Annotated in this window: 15 protein-coding genes; 10 read left to right on the top strand and 5 right to left on the bottom strand. The window is 71.9% G+C overall.

From position 1 onward, the window contains the following. Positions 1-539: 539 nt before the first annotated feature. The 3 genes from J2S42_RS11265 to J2S42_RS11255 form a co-directional block, all read right to left on the bottom strand. Positions 540-1,478 carry an alpha/beta hydrolase gene (locus J2S42_RS11265; protein WP_307238306.1) on the bottom strand — a complete coding sequence of 313 codons (939 nt, stop codon included), beginning with the start codon at positions 1,476-1,478 and terminating at the stop codon, positions 540-542. Between the two features lie 138 nt (positions 1,479-1,616). Beyond that, positions 1,617-2,282 (bottom strand): response regulator, encoded by a 666-nt coding sequence (locus J2S42_RS11260; protein WP_307238305.1) that lies wholly within the window; start codon positions 2,280-2,282, stop codon positions 1,617-1,619. Positions 2,283-2,289: 7 nt separating this feature from the next. Continuing rightward, positions 2,290-3,573 (bottom strand): sensor histidine kinase, encoded by a 1,284-nt coding sequence (locus J2S42_RS11255; RefSeq protein ID WP_307238302.1) that lies wholly within the window; start codon positions 3,571-3,573, stop codon positions 2,290-2,292. A gap of 163 nt (positions 3,574-3,736) precedes the next feature. Here J2S42_RS11255 and fabG point away from each other — a divergent pair, with 163 nt between their 5' ends. The 6 genes from fabG to J2S42_RS11225 all read left to right on the top strand — a co-directional run bounded on the left by fabG (position 3,737) and on the right by J2S42_RS11225 (position 8,285). Further along, entirely contained in the window at positions 3,737-4,444 is a 708-nt protein-coding gene (gene fabG / locus J2S42_RS11250; protein ID WP_307238300.1) for a 3-oxoacyl-[acyl-carrier-protein] reductase, read from the top strand. A 30-nt stretch (positions 4,445-4,474) separates the two neighbouring features. Then, on the top strand, positions 4,475-5,242 hold the full coding sequence (fabI, locus tag J2S42_RS11245) for an enoyl-ACP reductase FabI (RefSeq protein WP_307238298.1): 768 nt from the start codon (positions 4,475-4,477) through the stop codon (positions 5,240-5,242). A 229-nt stretch (positions 5,243-5,471) separates the two neighbouring features. Next, on the top strand, positions 5,472-6,551 hold the full coding sequence (locus tag J2S42_RS11240; RefSeq protein ID WP_307238296.1) for a ferrochelatase: 1,080 nt from the start codon (positions 5,472-5,474) through the stop codon (positions 6,549-6,551). Between the two features lie 35 nt (positions 6,552-6,586). Continuing rightward, the gene (locus tag J2S42_RS11235) at positions 6,587-7,369 is read left to right on the top strand and encodes an HAD-IIA family hydrolase (RefSeq protein WP_310410273.1); all 783 of its coding nucleotides are present in this window, start codon (positions 6,587-6,589) and stop codon (positions 7,367-7,369) included. A 52-nt stretch (positions 7,370-7,421) separates the two neighbouring features. Beyond that, a complete protein-coding gene (locus J2S42_RS11230; RefSeq protein WP_307238293.1) occupies positions 7,422-7,811 on the top strand; it encodes an Asp23/Gls24 family envelope stress response protein in 390 nt (129 codons plus the stop codon). A gap of 9 nt (positions 7,812-7,820) precedes the next feature. After that, a complete protein-coding gene (locus tag J2S42_RS11225) occupies positions 7,821-8,285 on the top strand; it encodes an Lrp/AsnC family transcriptional regulator (RefSeq protein ID WP_307238291.1) in 465 nt (154 codons plus the stop codon). A 255-nt stretch (positions 8,286-8,540) separates the two neighbouring features. Here the strand turns inward: J2S42_RS11225 and J2S42_RS11220 are convergent, their stop codons facing one another. Next, positions 8,541-9,344 (bottom strand): DUF3097 domain-containing protein, encoded by an 804-nt coding sequence (locus J2S42_RS11220; protein WP_307238289.1) that lies wholly within the window; start codon positions 9,342-9,344, stop codon positions 8,541-8,543. A gap of 116 nt (positions 9,345-9,460) precedes the next feature. Here J2S42_RS11220 and J2S42_RS11215 point away from each other — a divergent pair, with 116 nt between their 5' ends. Then, positions 9,461-10,261, top strand: a complete 801-nt coding sequence (locus tag J2S42_RS11215; protein WP_307238288.1) for an Rv1486c family protein — start codon at positions 9,461-9,463, stop codon at positions 10,259-10,261. 675 nt (positions 10,262-10,936) lie between these two features. On the opposite strand, the gene J2S42_RS11210 is transcribed toward J2S42_RS11215, so the two are convergent. After that, entirely contained in the window at positions 10,937-12,256 is a 1,320-nt protein-coding gene (locus J2S42_RS11210) for a serine hydrolase domain-containing protein (protein ID WP_307238286.1), read from the bottom strand. A 204-nt stretch (positions 12,257-12,460) separates the two neighbouring features. Here J2S42_RS11210 and J2S42_RS11205 point away from each other — a divergent pair, with 204 nt between their 5' ends. Genes J2S42_RS11205 through J2S42_RS11195 form a run of 3 tightly spaced genes read left to right on the top strand, consistent with a single transcriptional unit; the run spans position 12,461 to position 14,876 of the window. Next, positions 12,461-12,934, top strand: coding sequence for an NfeD family protein (locus J2S42_RS11205; protein ID WP_307238284.1), 474 nt, complete (start codon positions 12,461-12,463; stop codon positions 12,932-12,934). After that, positions 12,935-14,047, top strand: a complete 1,113-nt coding sequence (locus tag J2S42_RS11200; protein WP_307238282.1) for an SPFH domain-containing protein — start codon at positions 12,935-12,937, stop codon at positions 14,045-14,047. Positions 14,048-14,051: 4 nt separating this feature from the next. Further along, positions 14,052-14,876: a hypothetical protein gene (locus tag J2S42_RS11195; RefSeq protein ID WP_307238280.1), complete on the top strand. Its 825-nt coding sequence runs from the start codon at positions 14,052-14,054 to the stop codon at positions 14,874-14,876. The last annotated feature ends 2 nt before the right edge of the window (positions 14,877-14,878 follow it).

The following is a 14,878-nucleotide window of genomic DNA, read 5'->3' as shown; positions in this document are numbered from 1 at the left end:
GATGTCTCCGGTGACGAGCCCTGTCGACGCGGCGGGCCGCGGCGGCAGGGGGAGATCAACGCGCACACGCTCCCGGCGCCCGCGGCGGCGCGACACGCGCACGGGCGAAAGGCCCGGCCCCGGGAAAGCGGGGGCGGGAGTGGAGGCAGGAAGCGGTCACCGGGTCAGTCGCTGAACGGAGACGCCGGGAGCGGCGTCAGCGGAACTGACGGGTGGCCCGGCTATGACTGGGGGGATCGCTATCTCGCATAGCAATCACCTCCCGCAGTCGTTCCGGACCGAACCGAGGGCCACCCTACACCCGTGACGCACGACCGTGTTTGACCATCCGGTGAACACGAGCATCGTGTCGCGAGTGGACGGCGTGGACCGAGCGGACGGCAGCCGACGTGCATAACACCTGATCAGGGCGGAGAGTTCCCGCGATCGACGGGCACCAAACCTGTCGATCTCCGCTGCACGGCAGGAAAGGTGGGCAACACCGAGCGTGACCGTTGTCCGATCATGGACAACGGTCACCGCAACCCGATCGTGACAAGTCAGTGCGCGGCCACGGTGGGCAGCGCGAGCGCGGCCACGGCCGGGAGCGTGGGGGAGCCGTCGGTCAGGTACGCGTCGTGCACGGTGGACGGTGCGGTCGGCAGCGGCAGCGCGCCGAACGACGGTGCGGACGGCGGCGTGCCGAGACCGAAGCCGAGCAGGCGTCCGGCCGGCACGCGCGCGATCCAGTCGGCGTCGGCGCGGGCGGCCCAGACCCGTACCCCCGGCAAGTCGGCGGCCTTCGCGGCGCCGATGCCGGGCGCGCCGAGCGCGACCAGGTCGGTGACCGCGGGCGCGCCGACGCGGACGGCCAGCCCGGCCACGATCGCGCCGTAGCTGTGACCGACCAGCGTGACGGGTACGCCGGGGCGGAGCGCGGACAACAGCTCGCCGAGGGCGCGGGCGCCGGAGCGGGCGACCTCCTCGCGCGCGGCGGAGACACCGACGCCGTCCGGCGGGTCGTAGCCGAGCCAGGCGATGACCGCGACCCGGGCGTGCGGGTCGTGCGCCAGCGCGGCCTCGTGGATCGCCCTGGCCTGAACCGCGGGCGCGCGCCGCGCGACGTCGCCGAGACCGCGGGTGAACGTGTCCAGCGTGGTCGCGACGCCGGGGACGACGATCGTGATCCGTTCGGCCGTGGCCAGGTCGCCGACCACCTCGACGGCCTGCCCGTCGCCGCGCGGGTCGAAGCCGAGGAACGTGCGGCCGGCCCACGACGCGTACGGCGGCCCGGCCGCGCGCATCGACGCGGTGCTGAGCGCGTACAGTTGGTCGATCCGCAGCGCGCACTCGTGCGGCGTGCCGCAGCCGGCCAGGGCGCCGGAGATGGTGGCGGCCAGCCGCGGCCGGACCCGGGCCGGGTGGTGTACGGGCAGCATCGGCAGGTACGCCCACAGCACCACGGCGACCAGGGCGGTGATCAGCATGCGTCCGGTCATGGCGGTCCTCTCGTCGGTGGAGAGGACACGGTGCGGCACCGGCCGCCGGTGTCTCGTCCCTCTCCAGAGCCGCCTTTCGACTGGCTTTCCGGAGGTACGTGACCGAACCGTGATCCGTTCATCACCACCGGGGTATCACTACTCGCCGGGTGAGATCAGCCCGGTCTCGTAGGCCAGCACGACCGCCTGGGCCCGGTCGCGCAGGCCGAGCTTGCCGAGGATCCGGCCGACGTGGGTCTTCACGGTCTGCTCCGCGACCACCAGGTCGGCGGCGATCTCGGTGTTCGAGCGGCCGCGCGCGATCAGCCGCAGCACCTCGGTCTCCCGGGCGGTGAGCGCGTTCAGCGCGGTCGGGCGCGGTCGTTCCCGCGGTGCCGGGCGCGCGGTGAACTCCGCGATCAGCCGGCGGGTGACGGACGGGGCCAGCAGCGCCTCGCCGGCCGCGACCACCCGGACGGCCTGCACCAGGTCGGCGCCGGGTGCGTCCTTGAGCAGGAACCCGCTGGCCCCGGCGCGCAGCGCCTCGAAGACGTAGTCGTCCAGGTCGAACGTGGTCAGGATGAGCACCCTGGGCCGGTCCGCGCCGGGGTCGGCGAGCAGCCGCCGGGTCGCCTCGAGGCCGTCCATGACCGGCATGCGGACGTCCATCAGCACCACGTCCGGGTCGAGGCGGCGGGTCTCGGTGACGGCCTGCTCGCCGTTCGCGGCGGAACCGACCACCACCAGGTCGGGCTGCGCGGCCAGCAGCGCACCGAAACCTTCGCGCACCATGGCCTGGTCGTCGGCGATCAACACCTTGATCAATGAATTCTCAGCCTTCAGTCGGGTCGGCGGCCGGTCGGCCGGGGCGGATGCCGGGCTCCGGTGACAGGGGAAGCGTGGCGGACACCTCGAAACCGCCGCGGGACGGCATCGCGACGAACGTGCCGCTGAGAGCCTGCGCCCTCTCCCGCATGCCCATCAAACCGTGCCCGGACCCGCCCGGCGACAGCGCCGTGGAGCCGGCCGGTGCCGGCCCGTTCGCCACCGTGACCCGCAGGACGCCGTCGTCCGCGAAGATCCGCACCCGGACCACCGCGCCCGGCGCGTGCCGGCCCGCGTTCGCCACCGCCTCCTGCACGATCCGGTACGCGGCCAGCGACACCGGCTCCGGCGGTGCCGGTGCGATCTCGTCCATCTCCAGCGTGACCGGCATGCCCGCGGCGGCCGCGGTGCCGATCAGCGCGGGCAGGCCGGCGAGCGTCGGCTGCGGCGCCAGCTGCGGATCGTCCTCCCGGTTGGTGCGCAGCACGCCGAGCAGCCGCCGCATGTCGGCCAGCGTCTCCCGGGCCGCACCGGCGATCGCGGCGAACTCGTCGCTGGCCGGCCCGGGCAGCCCGGCCAGCCGGTACGGCGCGGTCTCCGCGCGCACCGCGATCATCGACATGTGGTGAGCGACCACGTCGTGCATCTCACGCGCGATCCGGGCCCGCTCCTCCAGCACCGCGCGCTGCGCCCGGGCCAGGTCGGTGATCTCCTCCTGCGCCTCCAGGCTCTGCTGGGCGCGGGTGCGCCGGCGCACCTGGTCGCCGAGCACGATCACGACCAGGAACAGCATCCAGACCGCGTACGCGTTGTCGTTCGGCGTGTAGACGAAGCAGGGGATCGCCATCAGCAGCGCGATCCAGAGCACCATGCCGCCCTTGGCCCGGGCCGAGACGACGCCGAAGACCAGCAGCAGGACCAGGATCTGCACCGGGTTCCACGGCCAGTCCGCGGTCTCCCGGTCGGCCCACAGCGCGCCGACGAACGCCCCGGCGTAGGCGAACCGCCACGCGATCAGCGGCCGCCAGAACACGAACAGCAGCGGTACCGTGCCGGCCGCGGAGAGCAGCGTCGCCACCTCGACCGAGAGGTCGCGCTGCCCCTGCAGATAGGCCGCGCCCGCGGCGGTCAGCGCGACGATCACCAGCAGCCCCAGCGGTACGAGCCAGCGCCGCGCCCGCGCCCATCGCGAGCCCGGCCGCGGCGGCGGGAACGGGTAGTCGGGACCGGCGATCAGCCGGCCGAGATCGCGCAGCGGAGTGGGCCGCCGGAGCGGTGAGGCGGAGGGCACACCGGCAGGCTACGGCGGGTGACATCACGGTGTCGTGCCTCCCGGGTGCTCATACCGTGGTATGACCCGGCTCACCGGCACCGACGGTTACCGTTTACCAATCGGTAGCACCTAGGCTCAGCCCGACCGCCCGCCGACCGGCAGGCCGAGAGAGGGAGTGACCGTGGCGCGCACGGTGCTGGTGACCGGAGGCAACCGCGGGATCGGGCTGTCCATCGCCCAGGCGTTCGCCAAGCAGGGCGACCGGGTGGCGATCACCCACCGGGGGACCGGTGCACCCGACGGCGACCTGTACGGCGTGCAGTGCGACATGACCGACCCGGCCTCGATCGACGCCGCGTTCACTCAGGTCGAGGAGAAGCTCGGCCCGGTCGAGGTGCTGGTGGCGAACGCCGGCATGACCGCGGACACGCTGCTGCTGCGGATGACGGACGAGCAGTTCACCGATGTGGTCGAGACCAACCTGACCGGCGCGTTCCGGGTGGCCAAGCGCGCCACGCCGAAGATGGTCCGCGCCCGCTGGGGCCGCATGATCTTCATTTCCTCGGTGGTCGGCCTGTCCGGCAACCCGGGCCAGGTCAACTACGCGGCCAGCAAGGCGGGCCTGGTCGGCGTGGCCCGGTCGATCACCCGCGAGCTGGCGTCGCGCAACATCACGGCGAACGTGGTGGCGCCCGGCTTCATCGACACCGCGATGACCGACGTGCTCTCCGACGAGCGCAAGGCGGAGATCAAGAAGCAGATCCCGCTCGGCCGGATGGCCACGCCGGAGGAGGTCGCGTCCGTGGTCACGTGGCTGGCGAGCGACGGCGCGGTCTACGTCACCGGCGCGGTCATCCCGGTCGACGGCGGCATGGGCATGGGCCACTGAGTCACCTCACTGAAAAGGGATAAACGAACAGTGTCTGGATTGCTTGCGGGCAAGCGCCTGCTGATCACCGGCGTGCTCACCGATCAGTCGATCGCGTTCTCCACGGCCAAGCTCGCGCAGGAGGCCGGTGCGGAGATCGTGCTGACCGGCTTCGGCCGGCTGTCGCTGGTCGAGCGCACCGCGAAGCGCCTGCCCAAGCCGGTGCCGGTCATCGAGCTGGACGTGTCCAGCAAGGAGCACCTGGACGGCCTGGCCGACAAGGTGCGCGAGCACGTCGACGGGCTGGACGGCGTGGTGCACTCGATCGGCTTCGCGCCGCAGAGCTGCCTCGGCGGCGGGTTCATGGACGCGCCGTGGGAGGACGTGGCCACGGCCGTGCAGGTCTCCACGTACTCGTACCCGGCGCTGGCCAAGGCGTGCGCGCCGCTGATGGCGCCGGGCTCCGGCATCGTCGGCCTCACCTTCGACGCGACCGTGGCCTGGCCGGTCTACGACTGGATGGGCGTCGCGAAGGCGGGTCTGGAGTCGGCGAACCGCTACCTGGCGCTGCACCTCGGCAAGCAGGGCATCCGCAGCAACCTGGTCGCGGCCGGCCCGCTGCGCACGATGGCCGCGAAGTCGATCCCCGGCTTCGAGCAGTTCGAGGACGAGTGGACCAAGCGGGCCCCGATCAAGTGGGACCTCTACGACACCGAGCCGGCCGCGAAGGCGATCCTGGCGCTGCTGTCCGACTGGTTCCCGGCCACGACCGGCGAGATCGTGCATGTCGACGGTGGCTTCCACGCGATCGGCGCATGATCTTCGCGCCGGTCGTGTGGAACGTGGGATTCAGCTGTGCGGTGATCGGCGCATGATCTTCGCGCCGGTCGCGTGGAACGTGGGATTCAGCTGCGCGGTGATCGGCGCCTGAAGAACTTCGCCATCAGCGGGTGCGGGCTTCCGTCCGTACCCGCTGATGGTGTTGTGTTTGTCGCGTTTCTAGGGGGCTGACGCCTCGCGTTCCGGGTCGAGCGGGCAGACTGGGGCCGTGGGTTACGACGCGTTGCTGGTGATGTCGTTCGGCGGGCCCGAGGGGCCCGATGACGTGATGCCGTTCCTGGAGAACGTGGTCCGGGGCCGGGGGGTGCCGCGTGAACGCCTGCTCGCGGTCGCCGAGCACTACATGCACTTCGGCGGCGTGTCCCCGATCAATCAGCAGTGCCGCGACCTGATCGCCGCGCTGACGGCCGACTTCGCCGCGAACGGGCTGGATCTGCCGATCTACTGGGGCAACCGCAACTGGCACCCGATGATGGCGGACACGTTCGCGCAGATGAAGGCGGACGGCATCAAGACCGCGCTCGGCTTCGCGACCAGCGCGTACGGCGGCTACTCGTCCTGCCGGCAGTACTGGGAGGACATCGAGAAGGCGCACGCGGCGGTCGAGGGTGCGCCCGAGATCCACAAGCTGCGCCAGTTCTGGGACCACCCGGGCTTCGTCGAGCCGCACGCGGAAGCGCTCCGCGACGCGCTGGCCACGCTCGACCCGGCACGCCGGGAGACCACCCGGATCGTGTTCACCGCGCACTCCATCCCGAACTCGATGGCCGCGACCGCGGGACCGGCCGGCGGGCGCTACGAGGCCCAGCTGATGGAGACCGCCGCGCTGGTCGCGGAGCGGGCCGGCGCCGGCCTGGAGTGGGACCTGGTCTGGCAGAGCCGCTCCGGCCCGCCGCAGGTGCCGTGGCTGGAGCCGGACATCAACGACCACCTGGCCGCGCTCGCCGAGAAGGGCGTCACGGACGTCGCGGTCAGCCCGATCGGCTTCGTCTCCGACCACCTCGAGGTCCTCTGGGACCTGGACAACGAGGCCAAGGAGACCGCGGAGGAACTGGGCCTCGGCTACGCCCGGGCCGGCACGCCCGGCCACGACCCGCGTTACGTGACCATGGTGCGCGAGCTGGTGCTGGAGCGGCTGTCCGAGCCGGCCACCGGCGGCGTGCGGGCACCGTTCACCGCGCCCGAGCCGGTCTGCGTCTCGACGCCGGGGCGGCGGCTGGGCAGCATCCCGGTGTGGGACTACTGTGCGGTGGACTGCTGCAAGCCGCCGGCCCGTCCGGCTCGATGAGCTTCCGTGGTGTGATCTTCCCGAGGGAGAGGCCGATGGGTGCCGAGCGCAAGCCGGTGGAGAGCTGGCTGACCGACATGGACGGCGTGCTGGTGCACGAGGGCCAGCCGGTGCCGGGCGCGCCCGAGTTCATCAACCGGCTGCGGTCGTCCGGCAAGCCGTTCCTGATCTTGACGAACAACTCCATCTACACGCCGCGGGACCTGCACGCCCGGCTGTCCCGGATGGGTTTCGAGGTGCCGGAGTCGGCGATCTGGACCGCCGCGCTCGCCACCGCGCAGTTCCTGTCCGACCAGCGGCCGGGCGGCACCGCGTACGTGATCGGTGAGGCCGGGCTGACCACCGCGATGCACGCGGTCGGCTACATCCTGTCCGACTACGACCCGGACTACGTGGTGCTCGGCGAGACCCGGACGTACAGCTTCGAGGCGATCACCAAGGCGGTCCGGCTGATCAACGACGGCGCCAAGTTCATCTGCACGAACCCGGACCCGACCGGCCCGTCCGTCGAGGGCGCGCTGCCGGCCGCCGGTTCGGTCGCCGCGATGATCTCCAAGGCGACCGGCGTGGACCCGTACTTCGTGGGCAAGCCGAACCCGATGATGATGCGCTCCGCGCTGAACACCATCGAGGCGCACTCCGAGACCACCGCGATGATCGGCGACCGGATGGACACCGACGTCCTCTGCGGACTGGAGGCGGGGCTGCACACGATCCTGGTGCTGTCCGGCATCTCGGACGAGGTGGAGGCGGACCGCTATCCCTACCGGCCGTCGCGTGTGGTCAACTCCGTCGCGGACCTGATCGACGAGATCTGAGAGATCCTTGTAGGCTGCCCCCGCAGTTCATAGATGTGGGGGAGATGCAGACATGACCGACGTTGCGGACAACGGCGCCACGCGCGGTACGACCAGCGTGGACGACGAGGTCGTCGAGAAGATCGCGGCCGCGGCCGCCCGGACCGTGCCCGGCGTGACCGACCTCGGCGGCGACGTGGCGCGCTTCTTCAACACCGTGTTCGACCGGGTCGGGCTGGACACGGTCGGCGACGCCACCCGCGGCGTCAACGCGAAGATCACCGGCACCGCCGCCGAGATCAACGTCGTTTTGGTGATCGAGGCCGGCGCGGTCGTGTCCGACGTGACCGAGGCGGTGCGCGTGGCCGTGATCGAGGCGGTCGAGAAGTACGGCCTGACCGTGTCCGCCGTCAACGTGAAGGTCGACGACATCGAGGTCGGCGGGGCCACTCCGTCGGTATAGTCCTGGTTTGTGCCGAATTTCGATACGGTGAACCGGCGCCTGCTCGCCGAGCTGCAGCGCAACGCGCGGCAGACGAACCGCGAGCTGGCCCGGATCATCGGCACGGCCGAGTCCACCTGCCTGGAACGCGTGCGCCTGCTGCACGCGGACGGCGTCATCACCGGCCACCACAGCGAGGTCGACCTGCCCGCGCTGGGCCGCCCGGTGCAGGCCATCATCGGCGTGCGCCTGCAACCGAAGACCCGCGCGGCCGTCGACGAGTTCCGCGTGCTGGCCCTGGCGCTGCCGGAGACGATCGCGGCGTTCCACACCGCGGGCGCGGAGGACTTCCTGGTGCACGTGGCCGTCCCCGGCACCGGCGAGCTCGACTCGCTGGTCCTGGACCGCCTCGCCGCCCACTGGGCCGTGGCGGACCTGCGCACCACCCTGGTCTACGAACACGCCCGCCGCCGCCCGGTCGAGCCCTTGCTCTAGGTCCTGTATCGAAGTGGCTGGCCGGGCTGCGGCGAGGCCCAGGCGCCGCCTGGCCGCACGTCGCAAAAGCCCACATACAACACCGGTACGAGGGATTCCGCCCCGCACACCCAGACGACGCTCCGCTCCGATACAGGACTAGCAGCGCACCCCGGGGTTTCCCGGCCACACGCCGGAACGGACAGGGAGGAGCGCCGGCGACGACCGGTGCCCGCGGGAGCGTGCGGAACGCGACCACGCCGGAAGCGGGAAGATCTATTCCTGGATCGTCACGAAGTCGATCAGGCGCTCCATGGAGTTGATCAGTGGCGTCTCCAGGTCGCGGTAGCTGCTGACCGAGGTCAGCACGCGGCGCCACATGTCCTGCGGGGTGGCGACGCCGAGCGCGGCGCACACGCCCTCCTTCCACGGCACGCCGCGCGGCACCTCCGGCCAGGCGCGGATGCCGACCCGGTCCGGCTTCACGGCCTGCCAGACGTCCACGTAGGGGTGGCCGGTCACCAGCACGTGCGGCGACGTCACGGACGCGACGATGCGGCTCTCCTTGGAGCCCGGGACCAGGTGGTCGACCAGCACGCCGAGGCGGCGCTCGGCGGACGGCCGGAACTGCGCGACCGCCGCGGCCAGGTCGTCGATGCCGTCCAGCGGTTCCACCACCACGCCCTCGACGCGCAGGTCGTCGCCCCAGACGCGTTCGACGAGCGTGGCGTCGTGGATGCCCTCGACCCAGATGCGGCTGGCCTTGGCGACCTGCGCGGGCACGTTCGCGACCGCGATCGAACCGGACGCGGTCAGCCGGCGGCCCGGCGCGGCCTGCTTCGCGACCGGGCGGGTCAGCGTGACCGGCACGCCGTCGAGCAGGAACGCGGCCGGGTCGAGCGGGAAGTTGCGGCGCCGGCCGTGGCGGTCCTCCAGCACGACCGCGCCGTACTCGAAGCCGACCACCGCGCCGCAGAAGCCGGACGACACGTCCTCGACGACCAGGTCGAGCTCGGCCTCCACGACCGGGATCGTCCTGCGGCGGCGCCGGTTCCCGGCCAGTACGTCCTCCCCATACATGGTCAGGACGGTAACCCGCTCACGTTTGCGGAACCATCACCCACGCCGCGGTCGCGTGACGTTCTCGACAGTGCGACGCGCGACAATCGTCGTACCCACGCCGTACCCTTCTCTGCATGTCCCCCACCGCAGGCGCCACGACGCTGGTGGCACGCCGGTCGACCCGGTTCACGGCCTGGGTGCGCGCCTGGCGTGCCGGCCTCGTCCCGTTCGACGACCTGGCCGAGGAGATCGGCGGCTTCGCCCCCGACGAGGAGCACCTGGCCGCCGACGCCCCCGGCACCTGGTCCGAGGTCGCGCTCAGCGCCGCGCTCCCCGCGTTCGCGAAGATCCATCCGGACGAGATCCGGCTGGTGCTGCCGGTCCCCGGTGACCCGCGCGGCCTGCCCGGCCCCGGCGAGTTCACGAACGCGGCGCTGCTGGCCGGTGAGGGCATCGTCGCCCGCGGCTTCGGCCTGGTTCCGGAGGTCCGCACGCACACGTCCGGCTCCGGCGTGACGTTCTCCACCGTGCTGTGGCGCTTCCACCCGCTGCCGGAGACCGCGCCGCGTGCCGCGCTGACCGAGCCGTCCACGGCCGAGGCCGAGTCCGACCTGTCCCTCGCGCTGGCCGAGACCACGAACGCGCTGACCCGCCTCGACGTCGCCGCCTGGAAGCCGGAGCTGGCCGGCGCGCTGGCCGCACTCCGCAAACCGGACGCCGGCACCGACCTCCCGGCCGGGTTCGACCCGCGCGCCCGCCGGCTCTACGCCCGCGCGTCCGTGCTCGACCGGGTGCTCGCGCTCGCGTCCACGGCCGCCCCGGGCGGCGCGGTGAACAACTTTGAGGCCCAGCAGCGCGACGCGGCCCTCCGGCCGTTGACCACCGCGTGCCGCCGGGCTCTCGTGGCGGCCTGTAACGCGCCTCTGGCGCTGTAGGGACCTCTTTCCCGCTTCCGGCGTGGGCTCCTTCCGCATGCTCCCGCGGGCACCGGTCGTCGCTGGCGCTCCTCCCTGCCGGTTGCGTGGGTGGTTGCGTGAAACCACGCCACTCCCGTCGGGGGTTCGTAAGGTGCCGCGCCCGCGTCCCGGCGGGGCCGCCGGGACGCGAGTGGCGGCAGGCCGAGCGTGCGTCGGCGGCAGGGCCGCGGGGCGGCGAATCTTCGCGCGGGGGTCGTGCGACAGCGGGCAACGAGGTCAGCGGGGTATGCCGTGGCGGCCTGGCCGCGAGGGGTGCCGGCGGTTGGATGCGTGGTCAGAGCGGCGGGGAAGTCGCGGTCGCCCGCTGCGAGGCGGGAAAAGCGTCGCGGCAGGCCTGAGTGGTCAATCAGGTGTGCGAAAAGTAGGTCGACTCCGATGCTCGATCCGTCTTTTGCTCACCCGATTGATCACTTAGGAGGGGGCGCGGCGTCGCCTGGGGACGGGTGACGCGTCACCCGCGAGTAAGACCGCCGTCGACGTGATCGTTCGGCGAGGCGGAGCGGAGATCCTCCGGCCTTCGGCGGTGATCTCACGCGCGCGATGCCATCGGCCGGGAGGCCCCGGCGCCAGTGAATCCCGTGTGCGCCACGCGCGGCGGGAAAGCGCATCGGGCGCGCGATGTCGCGGTCGCCGTCAGGCCGGAGTGCGGGTGAAGATCGCGGTGGCGATGTCCAATGAGGTCACCGAGCCGGAGTCGTCGAGGATCGGCTGAAGGAATTCGCCGGCGTTGGAGCCGGTGTGGCCGCGCCAGCGGGTCGGCGATTCCTGGCGGAAGTGCCAGGCGTCCCGGTCCGGCAGCGTCACGCACGTCATGCGCAGCTCGGCCGCCTCCGCGGCCCAGGTGATCTCGTACTCGCGGCCCATCCACCACCAGCGGCCGCACAGCCGCAGTGCCTCGGCCGGCGGTGGTGTGCCGGCGCCGCGCCACGGGCGGGGAAGCGGCGGTTCCAGGTCGAGGACCGCGGTGAGCGCGTCCGTGGTGACCGCGCGCAGGCCGCCGGGCGTGGGCATGGTGTGGGCGTTGGCGAACGCGACCACGCCGGTGCGGGTCGGGCGGTGCACGGTGAGCTGCGCGGCGTACCCGGGCATCGAGCCGCCGTGGCCGGTGAAGACGCGTTCCCCGACCCGGAACAGTTCGACGCCGAGCCCATGGCCGTGCGTCCAGGACTCGAGGTCGCTGATCGCGACCGGCGCGCACATCTCCGCGACCGTGTCCCGGGACAGCACGGTGGGCACCGGGTCGGCCAGGAAACCGGCCCACTTGGCCAGGTCGGTGATGGTGGACCAGAGCTGCCCGGCGGGGGCCATCGCGCCGGCGTCGAGCCGTGGCTCCTCGGTGAGCGTGTGCTGCCACGGGTGCACCACGTGGCCGCGAGCGAACGGCTCGACCGGGTGGTAGGTGGTGCGCTTCATGCCGAGCGGGTCGATCACGCGCTTGGCCAGCAGCGACGGCCAGGTCTCACCGGTGACCCGCTGGAGCACCGCGCCGAGCACGCCGTACGCCAGGTTGGAGTAGTGGTACGCCCGGTACGGCGGCCAGGAGATCTTCTCGAACGACAGGCCCTCGATCAGCCGGTCCGTGTCGCCGCCGGTGGTGCGTGCCCACCAGTCGCCGTCCGGCTCCCGTTGCAGGCCGGCCACGTGCGCGAGCAGCTGCCGCAGCGTGACGCCGCCGATCGAGGTGCCGGGCAGGTGCCGGTAGACCAGGTCGTCGAGGTTGAACGCGCCCTCGTCGCGCAGCTGCATGACCATGGCGGCGGTCATCGTCTTGGTGATCGCGCCGATCCGGTACTGCGTCTTGGCGTCCGGGCGGGGTGCCTCGCCGGCACCGGTGAAGCAGGCCAGCGCCCGGTCCCGGACCACGCCGAGGACCAGTGACGGCACCCGGCCGGCCGACTGCGCCGACGTGACGATCTCGGTGACCCGCCGACTGGTTTCCGGCAACAGCGACACGTGAACTCCGTTTCGGGCCCGGCGGTCGGATTTCTTTCGTTAGGCATTCGTCATATTCGACCGCCCTCAGTGCGGTATATTCCCGCCAATCTAACGCATTTCCGGCGACCGGGATGTTGCCGCGCGGCCCAGTATGTAGATGCCATGAATCATTCAAGATCCGCAGCGTTCGCGGTACGTGCGCGAGCGTGACACGATCAGTTCGTGGAGCCCTTTCTGTGGATCGCACTCGGCGCCGTTCTGGCCGTCGCCGAGATCTTCACGGTGTCGCTCTTCCTGATCATGTTCGCGGTCGGCGCGTTCGCCGCGGCCGGTGCCGCCGCGCTCGGTTTCGGCGTGGCCGTGCAGCTCGCCGTGTTCGCCGGCGTCTCCGCCGCCACGGTCGCCGCGTTCTGGCCGCTCGTCCGCCGGCACCGGCTCGGCGGCGCGGACGGCGGCGACCCGCACCATTTCGACGCGCAGGGCCTGGAGGGTGAGACCGCGCTGGTGCTCGACCGGGTCGACGGCGAGCACGGCCAGGTGAAGATCGGCGGCGAGCTGTGGACCGCGCGGCCGTTCGACGACACGGAGTCGTACGAGGCCGGCGAGCGCGTGCGAGTGATCAAAGTGCGGGGAGCGACCGTCTACGTCTGGCGCGAGGGGATCGGCCCGGCGGCCCGGTCGGAACTGGAGGAATAGGTGGAGACAATCATCGGCGTGCTGATCGGCGCCATCGCCCTGATCGTGGTGGTCACGCTCGCCTCGGCCCTGAAGATCGTGCCGCAGCAGCGGGAGTACATCGTGGAGCGGCTCGGCCGCTACCACCGCACCCTGACGCCGGGACTGAACCTGCTGGTCCCGTTCATCGACCAGGTCCGCACCAAGGTGGACGTGCGCGAGCAGGTGGTCAGCTTCCCGCCGCAGGGGATGATCACCTCGGACAACCTGAGCGTCTCGATCGACACGGTGCTCTACTTCAAGGTCGTGAACTCGTCGGACGCGACGTACCAGATCGCGAACTTCCTGCAGGCGATCGAGCAGCTGACCGTGACCACGCTGCGCAACGTGATCGGCTCGTTCGACCTGGAGCGTGCGCTGACCAGCCGTGAGGAGATCAACCGGCACCTCTCCGGCGTGCTGGACGAGACCACCGGCCGCTGGGGCATCAAGGTCACCCGCGTGGAGATCAAGGCGATCGAGCCGCCGTCCAGCATCCGCGACTCGATGGAGAAGCAGATGCGCGCGGAGCGGGACCGGCGGGCCGCGATCCTGAACGCGGAGGGCCACAAGCAGTCCGCGATCCTCACCGCCGAGGGTGACAAGCAGGCCCGGATCCTCAAGGCCGACGGTGACCGTCAGTCCCGGATCCTGGAGGCGGAGGGCCAGGCCAAGGCGATCAAGACGGTCTTCGACGCGATCCACACCGCGAACCCGAGCCAGAAGGTGCTGGCCTACCAGTACCTGCAGGCGCTGCCGCAGATCGCGCAGGGCTCGGCGAACAAGGTGTGGGTGGTCCCGGCGGAGCTGACCAAGGCGCTCGAGGGCCTCGGCGGTGCGCTCGGCGGGCTGGCCGGCACCGCGAACGACACACCAGCACCGGCCGCGGCCGGCGTCGCGACCGAGGTCGAGGAGGAAGCGGCCCGTGCCGCCGAGGAGGCCGCCGCGGCCGCCCGCGAGGTCGCGGACGCCGCCAGGGCCGCGGAGGCCGAGGTGAGCGCGCCGGCCGACCCGGACACGCCGAAGAGCCTGCCCGCGTCCCCGCCGTCCCCGATCTCGGGTCTTTACCAGCCGTCCCGGGTGGACCAGGCTTGACCGGGTGCGGCGTAGACCTGTCCTGATCGGTGTCGTCGTCCTCGGGGCGGCCGCGGCGTGCGCGGCCGCCCCGAGCGACGTACCCGAGGTTCCGCTGAGCGCGGAACTGGTGCAGCACCGCACCGATCAGGTCGCGCGCACCGTCAAGATCCAGCTGAGCAACCGCGGTGACGCGCCGGTCCAGGTGGTCCGCGCCGAGCTGCGGTCGCCGTCGTTCACCGGCGCCGGGCCGATCGACACGGACACGCTGGTGCTTACCGGCGACGTGCGCACCGACATCCGGATCGGGTACGGCCGGGGCGTCTGCACCGGCCCGGCGCGCACGCTGACCGCGGAGCCGGCCACGGCCGTGCTGGGCGTCCGGAACGGCGACGGTGTCCGGGAGGTCGCGCTGCCCCTGCCGCACCCGAGTGAGCTGTTGACCTCGCTCCTGCGCGCCGACTGCGAGCAGGCCGAGGTGGCGCGGGTCGCCACCGCGACCCTGACCGGCCTGGCCGAACGGCCGGACGGCGCGCTGGACGCGACGGTCCGGCTGACCCGTACCGGCGGCACCGAACCGGTCCGGATGACGGAGATCAGGGGCAGCGTGCTCTACACGCTCACCGCGGCACCGGGCACGCACACGCTCGCGGCCGGCGCGGCCACGCTGGACGTGCCGCTCACGATCGACGCGAACCGGTGCGATCCGCACGCGCTCGGCGAGGTGAAGAAGCCGTACGAGTTCCCGGTCTGGCTCGCTGTGGGTGACGCCCCGGCGGTCTACACGCTGATCGAGGTGCCGCCGGCGGCGCAGGAGATCCTTTTCGGATTCGTCCACCGAAGGTGTTGAGC

Source organism: Catenuloplanes indicus, from assembly GCF_030813715.1.
Classification (GTDB): Bacteria; Actinomycetota; Actinomycetes; order Mycobacteriales; family Micromonosporaceae; genus Catenuloplanes; species Catenuloplanes indicus.
The sequence above is the reverse complement of the archived record's forward strand: the minus strand, read 5'-3'. Positions and strand labels throughout refer to the sequence as shown.

What these genes read in the sequence shown, in the direction of transcription:
- J2S42_RS11265 (WP_307238306.1), bottom strand. Translation starts at nt 1,478, where the DNA reads ATGACCGGACGCATGCTGATCACCGCCCTGGTCGCCGTGGTGCTGTGG.
- J2S42_RS11235 (WP_310410273.1), top strand. Translation starts at nt 6,587, where the DNA reads ATGGGTGCCGAGCGCAAGCCGGTGGAGAGCTGGCTGACCGACATGGAC.
- J2S42_RS11230 (WP_307238293.1), top strand. Translation starts at nt 7,422, where the DNA reads ATGACCGACGTTGCGGACAACGGCGCCACGCGCGGTACGACCAGCGTG.
- J2S42_RS11220 (WP_307238289.1), bottom strand. Translation starts at nt 9,344, where the DNA reads ATGTATGGGGAGGACGTACTGGCCGGGAACCGGCGCCGCCGCAGGACG.
- J2S42_RS11215 (WP_307238288.1), top strand. Translation starts at nt 9,461, where the DNA reads ATGTCCCCCACCGCAGGCGCCACGACGCTGGTGGCACGCCGGTCGACC.